This is a genomic window from Arthrobacter sp. Hb9-2 (genome assembly GCF_059091165.1).
Genome location: NZ_JBNHGJ010000024.1, coordinates 14,977 through 36,798 on the forward strand (window position 1 = coordinate 14,977; position 21,822 = coordinate 36,798).

18 protein-coding genes are annotated in these 21,822 nt (G+C 65.3%); 8 read left to right on the forward strand and 10 right to left on the reverse strand.

Annotated elements, in window-relative coordinates:
- Positions 1-4: 4 nt before the first annotated feature.
- On the reverse strand, positions 5-1,450 hold the full coding sequence (locus AC5RV1_RS13965) for a Gfo/Idh/MocA family oxidoreductase (RefSeq protein ID WP_493949140.1): 1,446 nt from the start codon (positions 1,448-1,450) through the stop codon (positions 5-7).
- 363 nt (positions 1,451-1,813) lie between these two features.
- Between AC5RV1_RS13965 and AC5RV1_RS13970 the strand changes: the two genes are divergently transcribed.
- Positions 1,814-2,848, forward strand: a complete 1,035-nt coding sequence (locus AC5RV1_RS13970; protein WP_493994960.1) for a LacI family DNA-binding transcriptional regulator — start codon at positions 1,814-1,816, stop codon at positions 2,846-2,848.
- On the opposite strand, the gene AC5RV1_RS13975 is transcribed toward AC5RV1_RS13970, so the two are convergent.
- On the reverse strand, positions 2,845-3,552 hold the full coding sequence (locus tag AC5RV1_RS13975) for a FadR/GntR family transcriptional regulator (protein WP_493994961.1): 708 nt from the start codon (positions 3,550-3,552) through the stop codon (positions 2,845-2,847). The genes AC5RV1_RS13970 and AC5RV1_RS13975 overlap by 4 nt on opposite strands.
- Before the next feature lie 107 nt (positions 3,553-3,659).
- Between AC5RV1_RS13975 and AC5RV1_RS13980 the strand changes: the two genes are divergently transcribed.
- Complete coding sequence (locus AC5RV1_RS13980; RefSeq protein ID WP_493994962.1) at positions 3,660-5,009, forward strand: alpha-hydroxy acid oxidase; 1,350 nt, start codon at positions 3,660-3,662, stop codon at positions 5,007-5,009.
- A 67-nt stretch (positions 5,010-5,076) separates the two neighbouring features.
- Here the strand turns inward: AC5RV1_RS13980 and AC5RV1_RS13985 are convergent, their stop codons facing one another.
- The gene (locus tag AC5RV1_RS13985) at positions 5,077-5,655 is read right to left on the reverse strand and encodes an ArsR/SmtB family transcription factor (protein ID WP_493949136.1); all 579 of its coding nucleotides are present in this window, start codon (positions 5,653-5,655) and stop codon (positions 5,077-5,079) included.
- Between the two features lie 77 nt (positions 5,656-5,732).
- On the reverse strand, positions 5,733-6,944 hold the full coding sequence (locus tag AC5RV1_RS13990) for an acetoin utilization protein AcuC (RefSeq protein ID WP_493994963.1): 1,212 nt from the start codon (positions 6,942-6,944) through the stop codon (positions 5,733-5,735).
- A 104-nt stretch (positions 6,945-7,048) separates the two neighbouring features.
- Here AC5RV1_RS13990 and AC5RV1_RS13995 point away from each other — a divergent pair, with 104 nt between their 5' ends.
- Both AC5RV1_RS13995 and AC5RV1_RS14000 read left to right on the forward strand, forming a co-directional pair.
- Entirely contained in the window at positions 7,049-8,479 is a 1,431-nt protein-coding gene (locus AC5RV1_RS13995; RefSeq protein WP_493949133.1) for a TrkH family potassium uptake protein, read from the forward strand.
- Positions 8,480-8,519: 40 nt separating this feature from the next.
- A complete protein-coding gene (locus tag AC5RV1_RS14000; protein ID WP_172801511.1) occupies positions 8,520-9,158 on the forward strand; it encodes a potassium channel family protein in 639 nt (212 codons plus the stop codon).
- 14 nt (positions 9,159-9,172) lie between these two features.
- On the opposite strand, the gene proC is transcribed toward AC5RV1_RS14000, so the two are convergent.
- The 5 genes from proC to AC5RV1_RS14025 form a co-directional block, all read right to left on the reverse strand.
- Positions 9,173-10,006, reverse strand: coding sequence for a pyrroline-5-carboxylate reductase (gene proC, locus AC5RV1_RS14005; RefSeq protein WP_493949132.1), 834 nt, complete (start codon positions 10,004-10,006; stop codon positions 9,173-9,175).
- A 270-nt stretch (positions 10,007-10,276) separates the two neighbouring features.
- Entirely contained in the window at positions 10,277-11,266 is a 990-nt protein-coding gene (locus tag AC5RV1_RS14010) for a Ppx/GppA phosphatase family protein (RefSeq protein ID WP_493994964.1), read from the reverse strand.
- Between the two features lie 72 nt (positions 11,267-11,338).
- Positions 11,339-11,791, reverse strand: a complete 453-nt coding sequence (locus AC5RV1_RS14015) for an SseB family protein (RefSeq protein WP_493994965.1) — start codon at positions 11,789-11,791, stop codon at positions 11,339-11,341.
- 47 nt (positions 11,792-11,838) lie between these two features.
- Complete coding sequence (gene topA, locus AC5RV1_RS14020; RefSeq protein ID WP_493994966.1) at positions 11,839-14,568, reverse strand: type I DNA topoisomerase; 2,730 nt, start codon at positions 14,566-14,568, stop codon at positions 11,839-11,841.
- A gap of 124 nt (positions 14,569-14,692) precedes the next feature.
- Entirely contained in the window at positions 14,693-16,354 is a 1,662-nt protein-coding gene (locus AC5RV1_RS14025) for a DUF7059 domain-containing protein (RefSeq protein ID WP_493994967.1), read from the reverse strand.
- Between the two features lie 68 nt (positions 16,355-16,422).
- On the opposite strand from AC5RV1_RS14025, the gene AC5RV1_RS14030 reads away from it, so the two are divergent.
- Complete coding sequence (locus AC5RV1_RS14030) at positions 16,423-16,899, forward strand: DUF6023 family protein (RefSeq protein ID WP_493994968.1); 477 nt, start codon at positions 16,423-16,425, stop codon at positions 16,897-16,899.
- 38 nt (positions 16,900-16,937) lie between these two features.
- Positions 16,938-17,510: a DUF6023 family protein gene (locus tag AC5RV1_RS14035; RefSeq protein WP_493994969.1), complete on the forward strand. Its 573-nt coding sequence runs from the start codon at positions 16,938-16,940 to the stop codon at positions 17,508-17,510.
- 47 nt (positions 17,511-17,557) lie between these two features.
- Here the strand turns inward: AC5RV1_RS14035 and trhO are convergent, their stop codons facing one another.
- Positions 17,558-18,451, reverse strand: coding sequence for an oxygen-dependent tRNA uridine(34) hydroxylase TrhO (gene trhO, locus AC5RV1_RS14040; protein WP_493994970.1), 894 nt, complete (start codon positions 18,449-18,451; stop codon positions 17,558-17,560).
- A 148-nt stretch (positions 18,452-18,599) separates the two neighbouring features.
- Here trhO and AC5RV1_RS14045 point away from each other — a divergent pair, with 148 nt between their 5' ends.
- A complete protein-coding gene (locus AC5RV1_RS14045) occupies positions 18,600-19,292 on the forward strand; it encodes a GNAT family N-acetyltransferase (RefSeq protein WP_493949123.1) in 693 nt (230 codons plus the stop codon).
- Positions 19,293-19,375: 83 nt separating this feature from the next.
- Positions 19,376-21,751, forward strand: a complete 2,376-nt coding sequence (locus AC5RV1_RS14050; protein WP_493994971.1) for a DEAD/DEAH box helicase — start codon at positions 19,376-19,378, stop codon at positions 21,749-21,751.
- Positions 21,752-21,822 lie beyond the last annotated feature (71 nt).

The window sequence follows — 21,822 nt, forward strand, 5'->3', positions numbered from 1 at the left end:
CGCGTCAGTTGCCGCGGCGCAGGTCGACGCCGAGGTCCAGGTCCTCGATGCGTACGGGCAGGGAGGACTCGAGGGAGCGGTTGCCGGCGATGCCGACAGAGACGGAACGCAGCCCGTCCAGGTAGCCCGAGGGGCGTCCCAGCGGATCCTCGCCCGGTCCATTGAAGAGGTCCGAGAGGAGCAGTTCGTCACCGCCGCCGTGGCCGCCTTCGCCGTTGACGATCGGCACCTCGTAGGCGGCTTCCCAGTGGCGCTGGACCACGAGGCGTTCGCCGTTGCGGCGAATGGCGTCATCCTCTTCGATGGGGGTCGCGCTCGGGTCCACTACGGTCTTCTTGTCCGTGCTGCTGGTAACGGCAGCGCGTTCCACGACCTCCAGTTCGGCGCGGCCTTCGGTGCCGTTGACCGCTACCCGGTAGCCCTCCCAAGGGCTGTGGGCGTTCAGCGAGTAGCTCAGGCGCGGGCCACCCTGGTACTCCACCACCAGCGCGAGGTTGTCCTCAATGGTGATGCCGCCGGTGAAGACGTCCTGGTCCCGGCGGTAGCCGTCGTAGTGCTCGTTGTCCAGGAAGAGAGCCTTGAGCCGCTCATCTTCCCGCAGGTCGAGGGTGAACGGATCCTTCTCCGCGGTGGCCGGGGCATCGGCGTCGGGCGTTCCACGCTCGGGGCGCGGACCGAGGCCGCGCTCCGCGGCGTTCTTGTCGCCGTAGAACTTGAGTCCGCCGGAGGCGAAGACCCGCTCGGGAACGTCGTCGATCCACCAGTTGACGAGGTCGAAGTGGTGGGAGGCCTTGTGGATCAGCAGGCCGCCGGAGTTCTTCTTTTCGCGGTGCCAGCGGCGGAAGTAGTCCGCGCCGTGGACGGTGTCCAGGACCCAGCTGAAGTCGATGGATGTGACCTTGCCGATCACGCCACTCTGGATGATCTCCTTCAGGGCGCTGTTGCGCGGCGAGTAGCGGTAGTTGAACGTAACCACGACGTTGCGGCCGGTTTCGTGGACAGCCCGGGTGATGCGGCGGCAGCCGTCTGCGTCAATGGTGAGCGGCTTTTCGACGACGACGTCCGCCCCTGCGCGCAGTGCCTCAACAATGTAGTCGGCGTGGGTGTAGTCCGGCGTGGTCACCACCACGCGGTCGATGTTGTTGTCCTGGATGAAAGGGGTGAGGTCTGCAGGATCGAAGGACGCTACAGGCCCAGGTGCGCCCAGTTCCTGGATGAGCTTCTGGTAGAACTCCACGCGGCCGGGGTTGACGTCCGAGAACGCCACCAGTTCGGCGGTGTCTGCGTGCTTGCCGAAGATGGCGCGGATATACATTTCGGAGCGGCCACCGGTGCCGATCAAAGCCATACGGGCTTTGCCGCTCCGTCCTGCAGCACCGGCGGCGGCGGCGGTGTCCGCGGCAGTTGTTGCCGCCTCTGCAGCAGTACTCGACTCGGCTGTGTTGACCATGAGGGGTCCCTTTCGAAAGCTATTACCCGGCCGCAGCGGGCGGCCTCTGACGTTCGACAATCGGTGCACTGCTGCACCTGCCTAAGAAAGCGTTTTCTCAGGTCGCTATTAGATTTGTACCAACCGGAACGGGCATCCGTCAACCACTATCAGCATTGGGAGAAAGCGTTTTCTACTGCTTTCGCTGATGAAGCCGCTCACAGTAGCCCGAAAGTTGTGGGAAAACTTGGGAAAACAGTAGAAATCGCTTTCCCGCGCCGGTATATGCTTTGACTCAAGACACCGCCGGAGAACCGGCTAAACCTGCCGGCGGGCAGCACCACGGCTCAGGGCACGGCCCGCCGCGCTTAGGAAGGGACCACCATGGTCAGGAGATCGGCAACCGGCAGGATCGGGATCGCGGATGTTGCGGTCAAAGCTGGGGTGTCCCATGCGACGGTGTCCCGCGTAATGAACGGCAACTTCACCGTTGACCCGGACATCGCCTCCCGTGTCCGGGCCGCTGCGGCGGAGTTGAAGTACCAGCCCAACCCGGTTGGCCGCAGCCTCGCCCTGGGCAAGACCGACACCATCGGCATCGTGGTGCCGGACCTGGCAAACCCCACGTTCCAGGCAATCCTGCGTGGCCTGAGCCGTGCGGCTGCCCAGGACGGGTACCGCGTCCTGATCGCCGACTCGTTTGAGGTTTCCAGCGAAGAAACTATCCTCGCCGGCGAAGCACGCCGGCGCTGCGACGGCCTGGTCCTGTGCGCTCCGCGCATGAGCGACTCTGAACTGGAAGAAATTGCGCCGTCGCTCCGGCCGCTGGTGCTGATCAACCGCACTACCGCAGCAGCGGATGTACCAAGCCTCGTGGTGGACTACGGCCAAGGGGTGCAGGACCTCGCGGAGCACCTGGTGGATTTGGGCCACACCCGGCTGGCATTCCTGGCAGGCCCACCGCGAAGCGCGTCCAACGGCATGCGGCTCCAGGGCCTGGAAGCATTCAAGGCCGCCCACCCCCACGTGGATGTCCGGATGCTGGAAGGCGGCTCGGACTTCGACACCGGGCATGAAGCCGTGGACGCGGTGCTGGAAAGCGGCGCCACCGGAATTCTTGCCTTCAACGACCTGGTGGCCATGGGCCTCATGAGCGGGCTCCACGAACGCGGCCTCGACGTTCCCGGCGACATCTCGGTAACAGGTTTCGACGACATCCCCTTCGCCCGGTACACCACGCCTGCACTCACCACCGCCGCAGTCCCGATCACAGAACTGGGCGAGCAGGCGTGGCAGCAGCTCCGCGCGCTGATCCGCAAGGAAGACAACGACGCGCCCGGCAGCCGGTACCAGCCGCGCCTCCAGGTCCGGGCCAGCAGCGGCCCGGCCAAGGCTCCCCGCTCAACGGTTCACGGCTAGACCCGCGCTTCACCATCGTTGGGGCCAACTCCGGCCTCGCGGTAGTAGCCCTCGATGTGGGCTGCCACCAGCTTGGCCGCCCGGTCGCCGTCGTTATTGTGAACGGCGGCGAGAATGTCGTGGTGTTCGGTGCGCAGACGGGCTGCAGTGGCATCCCAGTCCGGCAGGTTGGCCGTCAGCCGGGACGCATAGCCGGTGATGGATTCCCGCAACGATCCCATCATCGCACTGACCACCGCATTGCCCGCCGCGTCCGCCAGGGCCAGGTGGAAGCGAACGTCAAGGGCAAGGAACTCATCCACTTCCATCGCTTCGGCATCCATCTTCTCCAGGAGCCGGGAGGCGGTGGCCAGCTCCGCTGAATCAGGTTTGGCATGGGACACCGCCCACGATTCCAGGAGCACACGCGTCTCCACAATGTCGGCAACGGGAAGGTGCTGGGTGGCAACGTGCAGCCGCAAGGCCGAGCCGAGGGCCGCCGTCGGATCCGAAATGACTACCGTCCCTGCCTCGGGGCCGGACCCCACTCCCGCGCGCACAACTCCCATCGCCTCCAGAATCCGGATGGCCTCCCGGACGGAGGTACGGGAGACCTTAAGCTGCTCGGCCAGCGATCGCTCCGCTGGCAGGCGGCCGCCTACTGCCAGCCGTCCCTCGGAAAGCTCGTTCTCAATCCAGGACAGGACAAGCTGATGGGTCTTCATGGGGCAATAGTAGTTGATGTGGTTGGACCACATGCCCTACAGTGTGGTTAGACCACAGAACGGTTTGCCCGAACGGCAGACCTGCCACTGGCCCAACGGAGGACGCCATGACCCACACCATCCAGCCCAACAACCCGGAGACCACACCCGCGCCGGACGCCACGGACGTTCCGGTAACGTCCGCGCCTTTAGCAGCAGCGGCTCCTGCAGGAAAGGCGTCCGCCGTCCCGGCAGCCCTGAAGCGCCGCATTCCCAAATACGCCGACCTGGCTCCCCTGATGCAGTTCAAAAAGCCTGAGTTCAGCAAGGAAGCCCGGCTCAAGCGCGCCAGCACCGTGTGGGAATTGCGCGACATCGCCAAGCGTCGCACCCCGCAGGCGCCTTTTGATTACACGGACGGCGCTGCTGAGGAGGAGATCACCCTCCGCCGCGCCCGCCAGGCCTTCCTGGACATCGAATTCCGTCCCGGCATCCTGCGGAACGTGTCCACTATCGACCTGAGCACCAACATCCTGGGCAAGCCTTCCCGCCTCCCGGTGGGCATCGCCCCCACCGGCTTCACCCGGATGATGCAGTCCGAAGGTGAGTACGCCGGTTCCCAGGCCGCCGAAGCCGCCGGAATCCCCTACACGCTCTCCACCATGGGCACCGCCTCCATCGAGGATGTGGCGGCCGCCGCTCCGAACGGCCGCAACTGGTTCCAGCTGTACCTGTGGACGGACCGCGACCGCTCGCTGGAGCTCATCGAGCGTGCCGCCAAGGCGGGCAACGACACCCTGATGGTCACCGTGGACACCGCAGTGGCCGGCGCCCGCCTCCGCGACGTCCGCAACGGCATGACCATCCCGCCGGCGCTCACCATCAAGACCGTCCTGGACGCTTCCTACCGCCCTGCCTGGTGGTTCAACTTCCTCACCCACGAGCCGCTCACTTTCGCCTCGCTGTCCCGCTACACGGGCACGGTAGCGGACCTGATCAACTCCATGTTCGACCCCACCCTCACCTTCGAGGACCTGGACTGGCTGCGCGAAACCTGGAAGGGCAAGCTGGTGGTCAAGGGGATCCAGACCGCCGAGGACGCCCGCCGGGTGGTTGACCACGGCGCAGACGGTGTGGTCCTCTCCAACCACGGCGGCCGCCAGCTGGACCGCGCACCCATCCCGTTCCACCTGCTCCCCGAGGTCAAGCAGGCGTTCACCGCGGACAATACTGACGCTGCCATCATGCTGGACACCGGCATTATGAGCGGCGCGGACATCGTGGCCGCCCTCGCGCTCGGCGCGGACTTCACCCTGATCGGCCGGGCCTATCTCTACGGCCTGATGGCGGGCGGCCGGGCAGGCGTCGACCGCACCATTCAGATCCTCGAAAAGGACATGGCCCGCACCATGGCCCTGCTGGGCGTCAGCAAGCTCTCCGAGCTGACCCCGGACCACGTGCGCCTGCTGAACAAGTAAGTCCCCGCCCACGTAAGCAGCCTCCATGTCCCTGCTGGACACGGAGGCTGCTTACGTGCTTTAGGGGCTACTTCTTACGGCCGAACTTGGGCAGGTTGGGCAGGTTCGCCAGCAGGTCAGCTGCCTTGGTGGCTGCGCGGCCCACGGTCCGGCCAATCTGCTGGGGCACGCTGTCATCGCTGAGCGGGGCAGTGGTTCCGCCAGGGATGACGACGGCGGGACTCAGGTCAGCGCCATCGGGCGCCAGCACGCCGGCCGAGACAGCCTCTGCCGCCACCGCACCGGCTGTGACATCGCCGCGCCTGGCCGGAGCAGAAGGAGCCGCAGAACCGGCGTCCGGGATGGAGGCGGACGCTGCCGGAGACTCCTGGGCGGGAGCCGCAGCGCCGACGTCGAAGGTCTCAAGCCAACTGGCGATCCCTTCCAGCGGTTTGCGGTTTAGCGCATAGTAGCGCTTTTGGCCCTGCGCCCGCATGCTCACCAGCTGGGCTTCCCGCAGGACTTTCAGGTGCTTGGAGATGGTGGGCTGGCTCGCTGCCAGCTCCTCCACGAGCTCCCCCACGGCCTTGTCTCCGGAACGAAGGGAGGTCAGGATGTCCCGCCGGGTCGATTCCGCAATGACGGCAAATACGTCGTCTGTCACCATGCCTCCAACCCTAGCGACATATGCCCCGAAAGGCATCAACTATTTCGCCGGCCTGGGGCAGAAGGAGGACACATCGATCAGTCGAACCAGGGATCCAGTCCATGCAGTGGAAACACCGCCTTGCGGGTGGCCATCACGGTGCGGTCCACGGCGTCGTTGGGGTCGAACCCCACTTCCCAGGACCGCCACCATAGCTCCACGTCGTCGCCCATCAGTCCGGGCGCTGCCGCCCCGAATTTGTCCTCGACGTACCCCCGCCAGTCCTCCGGGACGGCGGTCCGCAGCGGCACGGGCCTCCCCGCGGCGATGGCAATCAGGTGGCTCCAGGAACGCGGAACCACGTGCAGGACGTTGTACCCGCCGCCACCGGTGGCAAGCCAGCGGTTATCGCAATAGCGGGCGGCGAGATTCCCGACGGCGGTGGCCGCCTCCCGCTGCCCGTCAACGCTGAGGTTGAGGTGCGTGAGCGGATCCGTGCGGTGCGAATCACAGCCGTGTTGGCTGACGATCACCTCGGGCTTGAAGGCTGCCACCAGTTGCGGAACTACCGCGTGGAACGCCCGCAACCAGCCTGCGTCACCCGTCCCCGAAGGCAGCGCGATGTTGACCGCACTTCCCTCAGCATTTGGCCCACCGATCTCGTTGGCGAACCCGGTGCCGGGGAACAGGGTGAGCCCGCTTTCGTGCAGGGATACGGTGAGCACACGGGGATCGTCCCAGAAGATGCTCTCCGTCCCGTCCCCGTGGTGGGCGTCGACGTCGATGTACGCCACCTTGCGGATGCCGCCGTCGAGCAGCTTCTGCACGGCCAGCGCGGCATCGTTGTAGATACAGAACCCGCTCGCTTTCTCACGTGCGGCATGGTGCATGCCTCCGCCGAAGTTCACCGCGTGCAGGGCCGATCCCTCCAGGATCCTCGAAGCGGCCAACAGCGACCCCCCGGCCAGCCGCGCGGCGGCTTCATGCATACCGGCGAACGCAGGATCGTCTTCGGTCCCCAGTCCGCGGGCTTCGTCAGCCGCATAGGGATCCTCACTGACCCTGCGGACCGCAGCCACGAACTCAGCCGAGTGGACTGATCCCAGCTCAGCGTCGGTGGCCACGCCGGGCTCTGCCACTGAAACGTGGGCGAGGTCGAGGAGTCCCAGGCTTCGGGCCAGGCGTGCCGTGAGGTCCATCCGTTCGGGCGCCATGGGGTGGCCCGGACCGAAATTGTATGCGGTCATGTCGGCACCCCACACCACCGTCGTCGGCGGCGCGGGCTGGCTGAGGCCGGGCAGATATGTCATCAATCACAGGCTACCTGAGCCCGCGCCCCTTCCGGCCCGGCCATTACGCCGGCATAAGTGGTTTACTACTGAGGGAAGCAGATTCGACCGAGGACAAGCCACACATGACGCAAAGCCAGTCGAGGCCCCGGAACCCGGCCAGCTGGCATCCCGCGCAGGAGCGGGAGGGCCTCTGGGTTCTGACGCGGCTCCGCGACTTCATTGACGAGATTGCCAACACCTCGCCGGCCCGGCTTGCGCTGAGTGCGTTTGCCGCCGTGTGCCTCGTGTTCACGTTCCTGCTGTCCCTGCCCATCTCCTCCGCCACCGGTACTGTCACGCCACCCCACCAGGCCCTGTTCACAGCCGTGTCCGCGGTCTGTGTCACAGGCCTGACGGTGGTTTCTACGGCCGTGCACTGGTCCTTCTTCGGCCAGCTGGTCATCCTGGTTGGCGTCTTCATCGGCGGCCTTGGCACCCTGACGCTGGCGTCACTGCTGGCGCTGATGGTCAGCAAACGCCTCGGTGTCCGCGGAAAAATTATCGCAGCGGAATCGATGAACAACGCTGGCCGGCTTGGCGAGGTGGGTACCCTGCTGCGGATCGTCATCACCACGTCGGTGGTCATCGAAGGAATCCTTGCGCTGGCCCTTATCCCGCGGTTCCTGACCCTGGGCGAGCCCTTCTGGCAATCCGTCTGGCACGGCATCTTCTATTCCATCTCGTCCTTCAACAACGCCGGCTTCACCCCGCACTCGGACGGTATCGTGCCCTATGAGACCGACCTCTGGATCCTCGTCCCCCTGATGCTGGGCGTCTTCCTGGGCAGCCTCGGATTTCCCGTGGTGATGGTCCTGCAGCAAAACGGGCTGAACTGGAAAAAATGGAACCTGCACACCAAGCTCACCATCCAGGTCTCCTTGATCCTGCTGGTGGCCGGCACGTTCCTATGGGGGCTGATGGAGTGGGATAACACCCGGACGATCGGGGGGATGGATTTCGGCGACAAGATCACGCATGCCCTTTTCGCCTCCGTCATGACGCGGTCCGGCGGATTCAACCTGGTGGACCAGAACCAGATGGAGTCCACCACCATGCTCCTGACGGACGCGCTGATGTTCGCCGGCGGCGGGTCAGCCTCGACGGCGGGCGGCATCAAAGTGACAACCATCGCCGTGATGTTCCTGGCAATCATCGCCGAGGCGCGGGGCGATGCCGACGTCAAGGTCTACGGCAGGACCATTCCCCAAGGCAGCATGAGGGTGGCTATTTCGGTGATTGTCGCCGGCGCCACCCTGGTGTCCGTGTCCGCCTTCCTCCTGCTCCACATCAGCGGTGCTTCGCTTGACCGGGTGCTGTTCGAAACCATCTCGGCTTTTGCCACGGTCGGGCTGAGTACCAACCTCAGTGCCGAGCTGCCGCCGTCGGGCGTTTATGTCCTCAGCGCCCTGATGTTTGCCGGCCGCGTGGGCACCGTGACCCTCGCCGCCGCACTGGCCCTGCGCCAGCGCAGCCAGCTGTACCACTACCCCGAAGAGAGGCCCATCATTGGCTAGTTCCCCAGACGCCCCCCGGCGCCCCGCACACAACGCCCCGGTGCTGGTCATCGGGCTGGGCCGCTTCGGTTCCTCCACCGCCGAGCAGTTGGTCAAGCAAGGCCGGGAAGTGCTCGCGATCGAACGGGACCGGACCCTGGTGCAGAAGTGGGCGCCGCTCCTGACGCACGTTGTCGAGGCGGACGCCACCAACATCGACGCACTCCGCCAGCTGGGCGCGCAGGAGTTCAGCTCCGCCGTCGTGGGCGTTGGCACGTCCATCGAGTCCTCGGTGCTGATCACCGTGAACCTGGTGGACCTTGGCATTGAGCATCTGTGGGTGAAGGCCATTACGCCCTCCCACGGCAAAATCCTTACCCGCATCGGCGCCAACCACGTGATCTACCCTGAGGCCGACGCTGGCGTCCGGGCTGCCCACCTGGTGTCCGGGCGCATGCTGGACTTCATCGAGTTCGACGACGATTTCGCCATCGTGAAGATGTACCCGCCGCGCGAAACAGTCGGGTTCACCCTCGACGAGTCCAAGGTCCGGTCCAAGTACGGCGTAACGATTGTGGGCGTCAAGTCACCCGGGGAGGACTTCACCTACGCGCGGCCGGAAACCAAAGTGTCCTCCCGCGACATGCTCATCGTGTCCGGGCACGTGGACCTGCTGGAACGCTTCGCGGCCCGGCCGTAGTCCCCGGCCGCACCTTAACCCAGCTGCTTGGTTATCTCCGCGGCCCTGTCCGCTGCTGCGCGCGCTCCGGCGGCGATGATGGACGGGATGCCTCGCTCGTCGAAGGTTGCGATGGCCCGTTCCGTGGTGCCGTTGGGGCTGGTCACCGCTTTGCGCAACGCCGAAGGATCAGCGCCGGGCTCGGCGAGCATAAACCCGGCGCCGGCCACGGTTTCGCGGGCCAGGAGCAGGGACAGCTCCGCGTCCAGGCCCAGCTCCTCCCCTGCGGCGGCCATGGCCTCGGCAAGGTAGAAGGCGTAAGCGGGGCCTGAGCCGCTGATGGCCGAGAGGGCGTCCACCTGTCCTTCCGGCACCTCGACGACGGTTCCGGCGCCCTGCAGGATGTCCTTGACCTTTTGCAGCTGTTCCGGGGTGCAGTTGGTGCCCGGAGAAACTGACACAACGCCCCGTCCCAGCTTGGCAGGAGTGTTGGGCATGCTGCGGATCACCGGCTGGCCGGCGGGCAGGGCGGCTTCAAGCTGGGCAATGGAAACAGCGGCGGCCACACTCACCACCACGGTGTCACGAGCCAAAGAACCGCTGATCTCGCGTGCGAGGTCGGTGATGCCAACGGGCTTTACTCCCAGGATCACGACGCCGGAACCCTTGGTTGCCTGCTTGTTGTTATCCGGCTCCTCCTCACCGGCGATCGCGGTGATGCCGTGATAGCGCTCGGCGAGTTCCGCGGCACGCTCCGCGCGCCGTACGGTGGCCACGACGTCGGCCGGATCCGTGCCGGCTTCCAGCAGGCCGCCGAGGATGGCTTCGTTCATGGACCCACAGCCAAGGAATGCGATTCGGTTGCTCATGGCTCCATCATTGCAGTTTGGTCCTGCCGGCGCAGAAACCGCTTGGCAAATTTCCCCTGAACGGGAACTCCCTGTTACGCGTTCACAGGTGGCTCACATGTCCAGTGCAGGTCCCTCACAAGTTGCGCCCCTACTGTAGTTATTACCTCATTGAGGGTGCGAGTGATGCGGCAGGCATGGGGATGTCTGCCAGGGCACCGGTGGCTGGCAACAGGTTTTCCCCCATTTTCCTGTTGCCGGTCCCGGTGCTTCCGCGTTTAACCGCTTGTCCTAGACGGACGCCTCCACGGGCTGCGGGGCCGCAACATGCGCGGCGGGCTCCAGCGGACCGGAGAACACCAACTGGTCGAGGCGCCGGAGGATCAGTCCCTCACGGAGAGCCCACGGACAGATCGTGATTTTCTTGAACTTGAAAAGCTCCAAAGCCGTCTCAGCGACGAGCGCCCCGGCAAGCAGCTGGTGGGCCCGCGCCTCCGAAACGGCCGGCAAGTGGAGCCGGTCCTCGGCTTTCATCGCGGAGATCCGCTGGGCCCAGACCCCGAGATCCGAGCCGCGCAGCTCACGCTTGACGTAGGGGCCCGCCGCGCTGGGAGCGGCACCGGCAATCCGGGCGAGGGAGCGGAAGGTCTTGGAGGTTCCGGCGACGACATTGGCCCGGCCCAGCCCGTCGAACTCGCGCACCGCAGGCTTAAGCGTGGCACGGATATAGCGCCGCAGTTCCTTTACGCTCTTGGCCGAGGGTGGGTCCTCGGCCAGCCAGTCCCGAGTGAGCCTGCTGGCTCCCAGCGGCACCGAGGTGGCGGCCTCCGGCAGTTCGTCCTGGCCGAACGCCATCTCGAAGGAGCCGCCGCCGATGTCCAGGTTCAGGATGGGTCCGGCACCCCAGCCGTGCCAGCGACGGACCGCGAAAAAGGTCATGGACGCCTCTTCGCTGCCTGTGAGTTCCTGCAGCGTGACGGTGGTTTCGTGCTTAACGCGGGCCAGGACCTCGGGGCCGTTGGTTGCCTCGCGGATGGCGGAGGTACAAAAAGCAAGGAGGTCCTCGGCATTGTGCCGGGCGGCGAACTCCCAGGCCTCCAGCACAAATTCGGTGAGCTCGTGCTGGCCGGCGTCGCTGATGCTGCCGTCCGGCTCCAGGTACTGGACCAGGGACAGCGGCCGTTTGTGCGATGCAAAGGGCACTGGCCGCGCGCCGGGATGGGCATCCACCAGGAGGAGGTGGACAGTGTTGGACCCGATATCGAGGACGCCTAGCCGCATGCTGCCATTATTGCCCGGCCCGGTCCTTCTGATCCAACTGGCACGTCACATCAGACGGGCACGGGGAGAAAGTCAGATCCCGGTCGGATCAGCCGGAGCACCGTCGGGAAGCTCGTCGGCACGCTTGAAGTCGCGCTTGATGTTGGCAACGCCTTCGGGGTTGATCTCGAAACCGTAGGCCGCGCCCGGATTAATGACCATGCCCAGCTCATCACCGATGTTGGCGATAATGGCTGCACCCTGGGTGCCCAGGACGTTGGGGGCTGCTTCCAGGTACTGCTGGTCAACGCGGCTCGGATGAGAGAAGACAGCCAGGACGGGGTCGCCGTCGGCATTGGCCAGAACGAGCGGCTCCACCTGGGAATCCTCGCCCTCGATGCCGTCCGAGCTGACGATGTAAACCTCGCTGTTCAGGAAGGACAGGATGACGTCCACGGGGCTGGCGTCAGGCTGTCCGCCCTTGGCGAGCTTCTCCTCGAGGTCGTTGAGCGGCTGGAGATCCGTGTGCGCGGGCTGTTCAGTCATATACCTACTCGACCACGTTGTGGTGGCCCGCGCAAACGGTCTTCCGATTACTTCTTCGCCGTGGCCTTCTTCTTGGCCGGAGCCTTGCGGGCGGTGGCGGTGCGCTTCACCGGGCCCTTGGCGCGCTTCTCGGCGAGGAGCTCAACAGCCTGTTCACGCGTGAGCTCCTCCAAGGAGGTGGCCCGCGGAACGGTGATGTTGGTGATGCCGTCGGTGATGTAGGGACCGAAGCGGCCTTCCTTCACCACAATGTTCTTCTCCGACACCGGATCCGGCCCGAACTCCGCGAGCGGCGGCACGGCGGCGCGGGCACCGCGCTGCTTGGGCTGGGAGTAGATTTCCAGCGCCTGCTCCAGCGTGATGGTGAAGATCTCCTCCTCGGAGCCAATCGACCGGGAGTCGGTGCCCTTCTTCAAGTACGGACCGAACCGGCCGTTCTGCACGGTGATGAGGTTGCCTTCGGCGTCCTCACCGAGCACGCGGGGCAGGCTCATCAGCTGCAGCGCCTCATCGAGGGTCATGGACTCCACAGTCATCGACTTGAAGAGCGAACCAGTGCGCGGCTTGGCCTTCACCGGCTTCTTGGGCGGCTTGGGCTTGCCGTTCTTGTAGTACTCCACTGGCTGGTTGGCGATTTGTTCCTCGGTCATCTCGGGGATGATTTCGGTGACATAGGCGCCGTAGCGGCCGTTCTTGGCAACAATGGTGTGCCCGGTGTGCGGATCAGTGCCCAGGACGCGTTCTTCCGGTGCAGCGGTCTCCATCAGCTCAATGGCCTTGGCCGCCGTCAATTCGTCCGGTGCGAGGTCCTCCGGCACGTTGGCACGCGCCGACTCCACGATCTCCCCGGTCTTCGGGTCAACGGTGGCCGCGGAACTTTCCAGGTACGGGCCAAATTTGCCAACCCGGAGCGTGATCTCGTCCGTGATGGGAATTGAGTTGATCTCCCGCGCGTCGATCTCGCCCAAATTGTTGACGATGCTGAGCAGGCCCGGATCGGAGTCTTCGCCAAAGTAGAAGTGTTTGAGCCAGGAAGCGCCTACGGCCTGGCCGTTGGCGATCTTGTCCAGGTCGCCTTCCATGTCCGCCGTGAACTCGTAATCAACGTAGTCGCTGAAGTGCTGCTCCAACAGGCGGATCACGGAGAAGGCGATCCAGCTCGGGACCAGGGCAGAGCCTTGCTTCCGGACGTAGCCGCGGTCCTGGATGGTGGAGATGGTGGACGCGTACGTGGACGGGCGGCCGATGCCCTTTTTCTCCAGTTCCGCCGTCAATGACGCTTCCGTGTAACGCGGCGGGGGCGAGGTCTCGTGGCCCACTGCGATGATCTCGGAAGCGGCGAGGGCGTCCCCCTTGGCCACATTGGGGAGGCGGCGGGCTTCGTCGGATTCGTCGTCGCCGCGGGTCTCGTCCTTGCCTTCCTCGTAGGCTGCCAGGAAGCCGGGGAAAGTGATGACGGTACCGGACGCGGAGAACTCAGCGTCCCGCCCGTCGGAGGCAACGGCACCCAGGCGGATGGTCGCCGTCGACCCCTTGGCGTCACCCATCTGCGAGGCGACGGTGCGCTTCCAGATCAGTTCGTAGAGCCGGAATTCGTCACCCGAGAGCTGCTTCGCCACCTGCGCGGGAGTGCGGAAGGAGTCACCGGCAGGACGGATGGCCTCGTGTGCCTCCTGCGCGTTGGCTGCCTTGCCGGTATACACGCGCGGGGATTGCGGGATGTACTCGGGACCGTACAGCTCCGAGGCCTGGCGCCGGGCAGCGGTCACGGCTTCGTCGCTCAACGCGGACGAGTCCGTACGCATATAGGTGATGTAGCCGTTTTCGTACAGCCGCTGGGCCACCTGCATGGTGCTCTTTGAGGAGAACCGCAGTTTGCGGCCCGCTTCCTGCTGCAGCGTTGAAGTGGTGAAGGGCGCAGCCGGACGCCTGGTATAGGGCTTGGTGTCAACAGAGCGGACGCGGAAGTCCGCGTCCTGCAGCCCCGCCGCCAGGGAGGTCGCCAGCTCCTCGTTGAGGTGGGCAACGTTCTTTGACGTCAGTACGCCGTCGTCGTTGAAGTCCCGGCCGCTGGCTACCTTGGCACCGTCGACGGCGGCGAGCTTGGCTTTAAAGGAACCCGCGTCGGCGCCGAACTGGCCCGTGAGGTCCCAGTAGGAGGCGGCCTTGAAGGCCATGCGTTCGCGTTCGCGGTCAACCACCATGCGGGTAACCACCGACTGCACGCGGCCTGCGGACAGGCCACGGGCCACCTTGCGCCACAGCACCGGGGAAATTTCGTAGCCGTAGAGGCGGTCCAGGACACGGCGGGTTTCCTGGGCGTCCACCAGGGCCGAATCAACATCACGCAGGTTGCCCATGGCGCGCTGGATGGCTTCCTTGGTGATTTCGCCGAAGGTCATCCGATACACCGGCACCTTGGGTTTGAGCACTTCCAGCAGGTGCCACGCGATGGCCTCGCCCTCGCGGTCCCCATCGGTTGCGAGATAAAGTTCGTCGGCATCCTTGAGCGCAGCCTTGAGCTCGGTTACCTTTTTCTTCTTGTCCGCGGACACCACGTAGTAGGGCTTGAAGTCATGGTCAATGTCGACGGCGAACTTGCCTACCGAGGTTTTCTTCAGTTCGGCAGGAAGTTCCGACGGCTGCGGCAGGTCGCGGATGTGACCAATGGAGGCCTCTACGATGAAGCCCTCGCCCAGGTACTTGGCGATGGTCTTGCTCTTGGCCGGAGACTCCACAATCACGAGTTTCTTGCCGGTTTTGGCCTTGCTTGGCACGGTGCTCCTACAGAAAAAGGTTGCTCGGGCAGATGCGCCCATACTGGCCTAGTTCACCATATTTTGGAGAATTGTGCGCATCCATGTGGAAAAGACGGGGGTTCTGCGGAATGCTTTTCGCGCCTCAGTCTGCGGCCGGGATCAGGAAGCCGTCCCGGACCAGGTTGGCCACGTCGGTGAGCAAACCGCTCCGGAACGAGCCGGCGTCGAACCCTTCCTCCCCGGTTCCTTGGACATCCGCACCGCCGCCCAGCAGGGCCTCCAGCGCACCGGCAATCTGGCCTGCGGACAGGTCGCCGTCGCAGGCGGAAATAAACCCGGCGAGTTCGGTGCTGAGGAGGTTGGTCCGGCGCAGGCCCGCACCTTGGCGGAGCAGGATCACCCCGGGGTGTTCGGCGCCGGGCCGCTGGTGGCGTTCCTCGGTGACGTCGTCGGCCACCAGCAGGTGCGCTTCGCTGATGTTGTTCGCTGCGAGCCAGTCCTGGCGTTCCAGGGCGGCGCCGAGGTGGGGGCCGATGGGCTGTTCGATGGGGTAGGTGATTTCCTCGAACCGGCTAAAGGCAGCCTGCCCGGGTGAAAGGGGCCGGCGCAGCAGCACCATTCCGAAACCGATACCCGCCACGTTCCGGGACTCGAAGTCTGCAAGGTAGGCCTCGTAGGCATCACGGTAGTGCCGCCGGTCACGGCCCTCGGACGCGTCGCGCAGCCATGTTTCGGCGTACTCCTCCGGGCCCACCATCTCCCGCTGGATGAACCAGGCGTCCACGCCCCCGGGCACCCAGCCCTGGGGGCGTTCGTGCCAGGCAGCACCGGCCGGCACCTCCCAGTTTCCGAGCATTTGTGCAGTACCGCCGGGAGCCAGCACGGCCGGTAGCCCGGCCACGAGGGCCGCCACGATTTCATCGCCCGGGAGGCCGCCGTCGCGGTACGTGAACTGCCCGGACGACTCCTCCCCCGTACTCCGCGGAGTGATAACGAAGGGCGGGTTGGAGACCACCAGGCCGAAATCCTCGCCGGCGACGGGCTCCAGGAGCGAGCCAAGGCGCAGACTTACCCTGTCCTCCAGCCGGGCCGGGTCCACCGACAGCGCCTCTGCGTTAAGCAGGATGTTGAACCGCGTAAAGGCCAGGGCCCGTTCCGAAATGTCCGTGGCCGTCACGTGCTCGCAGTGGTGCAGCAGGTGGAATGCCTGGACGCCGCAGCCCGTTCCCAGGTCCAGCGCACGCTTGGTGTGCCGCCGGAACGTTGTTTGCACCAGGGTGGTGGAGGCCTGGCCGATGCCCAGGACGTGGTCGTGCCGCAGCACCCCTTCCTGCTGATGTGCCGCGAGGTCGCTGGCCACCCACAGTTCGGCGCCGCCGCTGCCGTCCTCGTTTGCGTCCCAGCCGTACGGCCGCAGATCGGCTTTAGCCGCCAGGAGGGAGCCGCCGAGAGCGGGCTCCACCAGCCCCAGCTTCTGCAGGCCCTCGGCACGGATGCCCGGCAGGGCGGCGTCGAGCGTTTCGCCGGGCTGCGGCTCGGCGAGCAGCCATAAGCGGACGACGGCGGCGAGCGCCTTCGCGCCTTCGTCCCGCCGCTCCGCGCGCTCGGCGGCCAGCAGGGCGGGGATGATCTGGTCACGGTTCAGCGCTGTGTAGGCCGATTCGCCCAGAAGCCCGGCGACGCCGTCGAGCGTGTAATCCACCTGGCGCAGGTCCGCGGCAAGCACCGTGAGGAGATCCTGGAGGTCGCTGCGGGGAGCGTCGGGGATGTTACCGGCGGTGAACTCATATGGGGATTTAAGCACCGCCCAAGTTTAGTCCGGCGCCGGCTGCCGGAAACCGGGACGGGTGCCGGACGGGGTAGCGTTGAGGTATGCCGACACCGCCTCCCATCCTTTTGCGCGCCCGGAAACAGCCTGTCAACCCAGGGCACCGCCGCCTTTCTGCGTGGGCACTCGCGGGTATCGTGGCTGCGGCCCTGGCGGGGTGTTCGCCCGTGGTCTCGATCGAGAACGCGGACGTTCCCGGATGGCGCGCCACTGCACTGCCAACAGCCCCCGGCACCCTGATCGAAGACGCCGGCAAGATCCTCAACCGGGACCGCATTGTCCAGGAGGCGCGTGACATCCCTGCCGGCCGCTACACCCTGACGGCGACGTGCGAGGGCGGGGGCAAGGCCTTTTTTGCGGTGTCATTGGACCGGGAGCCTGTGGTGGACGCCGGAGCGGCGTGCAATGGCAGCAGGGAGATCACCAGGATCGCTCTGCCGCGGTCCGGGACCCTCGAAATCAGCACGTCCAGTGTGGACGCGCCCCTTATCTACGCCTATCAATTGACGCCGGCCGAATAGGTATGGCCCGCAGCGGCGCGCGGGCTTAAAGTCGGACTATGCCCAGTGTGCGGACCACCTCCGCGCCTTCCCCGGGGCGGACAGCCCGGGCGCCGCGGACGCGGAACCCAGTGGCCGCCGTCGTCCTCGGGCTTGTGCTGGCGGCAGGACCGGCGCTCAGCGGCTGTGAATACACGTACGACGACGGCCGGAGCTGGGGCGATACTGCCGAGCCTGCGGAGACTGTGGCCCCTGCGCCTATATTCACAAGGGATCCCTTGCAGCGCGAGCCCGTCAGTGAGGCCGAGCTTGAAGCGTGGGTGGCCCGGACCCTTCCCGATACCGGCCACCCCGTGGTCCATGCCGCGGCCGGACTGCTGGCCATGGGCGAGGTGCGGACCGAAACCACTGCCGTAATGCCAACGGGCACCTACGCACTGGCCCTCACGTGCCGAAGCCAGCGGCGGGTGACTTTCACGGTCCGGAGCGATTCACTCACCTTGGTGGAGCTGGGGCTGCGCTGCGGGGTCAACCGTGAAAACGTCATTTATCTCTCCGCCGAAACTGCCTTGAACATCACGGTGGAGGCCAGGACTTCTGCCAACTACGCCTATCGCGTGCGGCGGCTGTGACTCTTTCTGGCGGACTTAGGCCGGCTTAGGCTGCACAGCCGCCGTCGTCAGGCCGCGCAGCCTTCAGGGCAGCGGAGGGTTTCCGGGTTAGATGCGCACTCCGAGCAGTACAGGGTGAGGGTGCGGCAGCTGGGGTTGGAACAGTTTTCGAACTTGCTGGTGGGGGCGGCGCAGCGGGTGCATTGCCCGATGGTTTTGGCGTCCTCACTAAACTCGAGGTGCATGCGCTTGTCGAACACGTACAGCGAGCCTTCCCACAGTCCCTGGTCCTTAAACGTTTCGCCGTACCGGACGATGCCGCCGTCCAGCTGGTACACCTCTTTGAAGCCGCGGTTAACCATCAGGCTGGAGAGCACTTCACAGCGGATGCCGCCGGTGCAGTAGGTGACCACCGGCTTGTCCTTCAGGGAGTCGTACTTACCGGATTCCAGCTCCTTGATGAAATCGTGGGTGGTGGCAACATCGGGGACGACGGCGTCCTTGAACCGGCCGATCTGGGCTTCGAAGGCGTTCCGGCCGTCGAAGAAAACAACCTCCTCGCCGCCCTGCTTCTTGGCGTCAACCAGTTCGTGTAGCTCTTCGGGCTTGAGGTGGGTACCCCCACCCACCACGCCGTTGGCGTTCACCTTGAGTTCACCGGGCGCGCCGAAGGAGACGATCTCGTCGCGCACCTTGACGCTCAGCCGCGGGAAGTCCTCGGCGCCGCCGTCGGACCATTTGACGTCGATACCGTGGAATCCCTTGTATTCGCGGGTGGTCTTGACGTACTGCTTAACTGCGCCAATCTCGCCGCCCACTGTGGCGTTGATGCCGTCCTTGGAAATGAGGATGCGGCCGATCAGTCCCAGCTTCTCGCACAGGGCACGCTGCCAAAGCCGCACCGCATCAGGATCTGCGATGGGGGTAAAGCCGTAAAAGAGCACAATTCGGTTCAAAGCCACGTATTTAAGGGTAACGGCTCGAATTCCGGCAGCCTGCCTGTCAGGCCCACAGCCCTCCCTCATCCCGGCGCATCACAATTGCATAAGCACCATGCTTCAGCCGCGCCTACCCCTGTTGCTTGTGAGCGGGCTGGAATAGTCTCATCCCATGAGCCCGGAAACCATGGTTAACGACATCACTGGCCTTCTCGAAGTATGGGTGGCCGGCTGGGCAGGCTGTCGCGGGTACCGGACATCCTCTGAAGGCCGCTTCCCCGCCGCGCTCCGCGCTGACACCAGCGGGGAATGGGAGTTTTTTGCGTCCGAGCCCACGGATGGGGAGTTTGCGGCTTTGGCTGCGAAGACGGCGGAAGTGCCGGCGCGGGTCCTGACGATCCTGACCAACGACCTCGCCCGGTACTCGGCCCTGGCCCGGCAGCATGGGCTGAACGTCACTTCCGACTCCCAAGCCATGATGATCGTGGATATGGAAACCCAGGACGCCGAGGATCCCTGGCTTTCCGACGATGACTTGGCGCTCACAACCTCCTCGCAGGACGGTGTGCACTACGCGGTTGTCCGGTCCGGGGAGGCTGTGGCTGCCAGCGGCCGCGTCTATGTTGTGGGCGATACCGCGGTGTTCGACAAGATCATCACCGAACCGGCCTTCCAACGGCGTGGACTGGGAAGTTTCATCATGCGGGCCTTGGCGGCGCAGGCTTTTGAACATGACGTGCAAAGCGGCCTGCTGCTGGCATCCCTGGACGGCCAGAAGCTTTATTCCCACCTGGGCTGGACCACCGTCTCCCGCGTGCTGATGCTTTCGGCATCCCACGACGGGTCCGATCTGTCCCTGAGCTAGTCCGCAGTTCCGGGCCGCTTGCCGGGTTTACCCCGAGGGCGAACCGGGCCCGCTCATTTGTTGCGGAGTGAAAGAATATTGGGGTGAACCCCCATGACTCCCTGATTCCCTTGCTGGGCCGCGGCCCGGACCCGGAACAGCTGCGTCATGTCCGCACCATCCCCGCCCGTGAAGCCGTGCATGAGCCGTGGCCCGAATGGGTTCACCCCGATCTGGTGGCCGCCTATGGTTCGCTCGGTGTCCACCAGCCCTACCGCCATCAGGTTGAAGCGACGAACATTGCCCAGGGCGGGGAGCATGTTGTGGTTGCTACCGGCACCGCCTCCGGGAAGTCGCTCGCCTATCAACTGCCGGCGCTGGACGCCATCCACCGCTCTGAACTGCGGGTTCTTGCCGACCCCGGAAAGATTCACGACGACGGAGCGGTCACCCTGTACCTGTCCCCCACAAAGGCCCTTGCGGCCGACCAGTTGAACGCCATCAGGGCCCTCAAACTGCCCACCGTGCGGGCGGAAACCTACGACGGCGACACCGACCCGGCGTCCCGCCGCTGGATCCGCGACCACGCCAATTTCATCCTGGCGAACCCGGACATGCTGCACTTTGGCATCCTTCCCAACCACGCCTGGTGGGCGGGGTTTTTCCGCCGCCTCCGCTACGTGATCATTGACGAGGCCCACAGCTACCGCGGTGTTTTCGGCTCGCATGTAGCCAACCTGATGCGGCGACTCCGCCGGATCTGCGCGTACTACGGTGCCGGCTCTGCTTTCCCTGAGCCTGTCTTCATCGCTGCCTCGGCAACCGCATCCGACCCCGATATCTCCTTCGCCCGGCTCATCGGTGCACCCGTCCGGGCGGTGTCGGAGGATGGCTCACCTCATGGTTCGACCACGGTGGCTTTCTGGGAGCCTGCGCTGACCGAGCTTAAGGGTGAGAACGGTGCCAGGGAGCGGCGTACCGCTGTCGTGGAAACCGCGGACCTGCTGGCTAACCTGGTGTCAGCGCAGGTCCGCACCATAGCCTTCATCAAGTCCCGGCGCGGCGCGGAGACCATCTCGTCCATCACCAAACGCCTCCTGGACGAGGTCGATCCAAGTTTGCCGCAGCGTGTAGCTGCCTACCGTTCCGGCTATCTTCCCGAGGAACGGCGGGCAGTGGAGAAGGCGCTGCGCTCGGGCAGGCTCCTGGGTGTTTCAAGCACCTCCGCCCTGGAGCTGGGCATCGACATCTCCGGGTTGGACGCCGTCCTGGTGGCCGGCTGGCCAGGCACCAGGGCTTCGCTTTTCCAGCAGATTGGGCGGGCCGGCCGGGCGGGGCAGGACGCCATCGCGGCGTTTGTGGCCAGTGACGATCCGCTGGACACGTTCCTGGTGAACCATCCGGAAGCGATCTTCGATGTCTCGGTGGAAGCTACCGTCTTCGACCCGTCGAACCCGTACGTACTCGGTCCGCATCTCTGCGCGGCAGCGGCCGAACTTCCGCTCGGTGTCGGCGAACTTGACCTGTTTGGGAGCACCGCAGAGATGCTGTTGGACCGCCTGGTGGCCCAAGGCTATCTTCGCCGGCGGCCCGCGGGCTGGTTCTGGACCCATTCCCAGAGCGCCGCGGCATTGGTGAACCTGCGGGCTGACGGGGGTGGGCCGGTAAGCATTGTCGATGCTGATACTGGCTCCCTCCTCGGAACAATGGACTCTCCCCAGACCCACTACCAGGCGCACACCGGCGCCGTTTACATTCACCAGGGCGACAGCTACGTGGTGGAGGACCTCAACGAGGACGACCGCTGCGTGGTGGTCCGCCGGGCCAATCCCGACTACTACACCACGGCGCGGGATGTGACGCAGATCGAGGTACTGGAAACCCAGCGCACAGCCACCTGGGGTGATGTTTCCCTGCATTTCGGCGACGTGAAGGTCACGACGCAGGTGGTCTCCTTTCAACGCAAGGCCCTGATTTCCAATGAGATCCTCGGCGAGGAACCGCTTGATCTTGGCGCCAGAGACCTGTTCACCAAGGCCGTGTGGTTCGTCGTGGATAACCGGTCCCTCACCGCCGCCGGGCTGATCGAGGCCCAGTTCCCGGGTGCCCTGCATGCCGCGGAACACGCTGCAATCGGCCTGCTTCCCCTGGTGGCCTCCAGCGACCGGTGGGATATCGGTGGCGTCTCCACTGCTCTGCATGCCGACACCGGGGTGCCCACCATTTTTGTGTATGACGGGCACCCTGGCGGGGCCGGCTTCGCCGAACGCGGATTCGATAAGGCGAAGGTGTGGCTGGCCGCGACGCGGGACGCCATCAGTGCCTGTGAATGCGAATCTGGCTGCCCCTCCTGTGTCCAGTCACCCAAGTGCGGTAACAAGAACAACCCGCTCGACAAGGCAGCGGCGGTCACCCTGCTCGATGTCCTGCTCAAGGACGCCACCGAGGCCAGCGGCATGAGCGTGGACGTCCAGCGCTGACGGGTCACCGGGGTTCCTTCTAAGGGGAGGTCCGGCGTTTGGGAATCGGGCGCCAAGGGAGAAGTCGCACG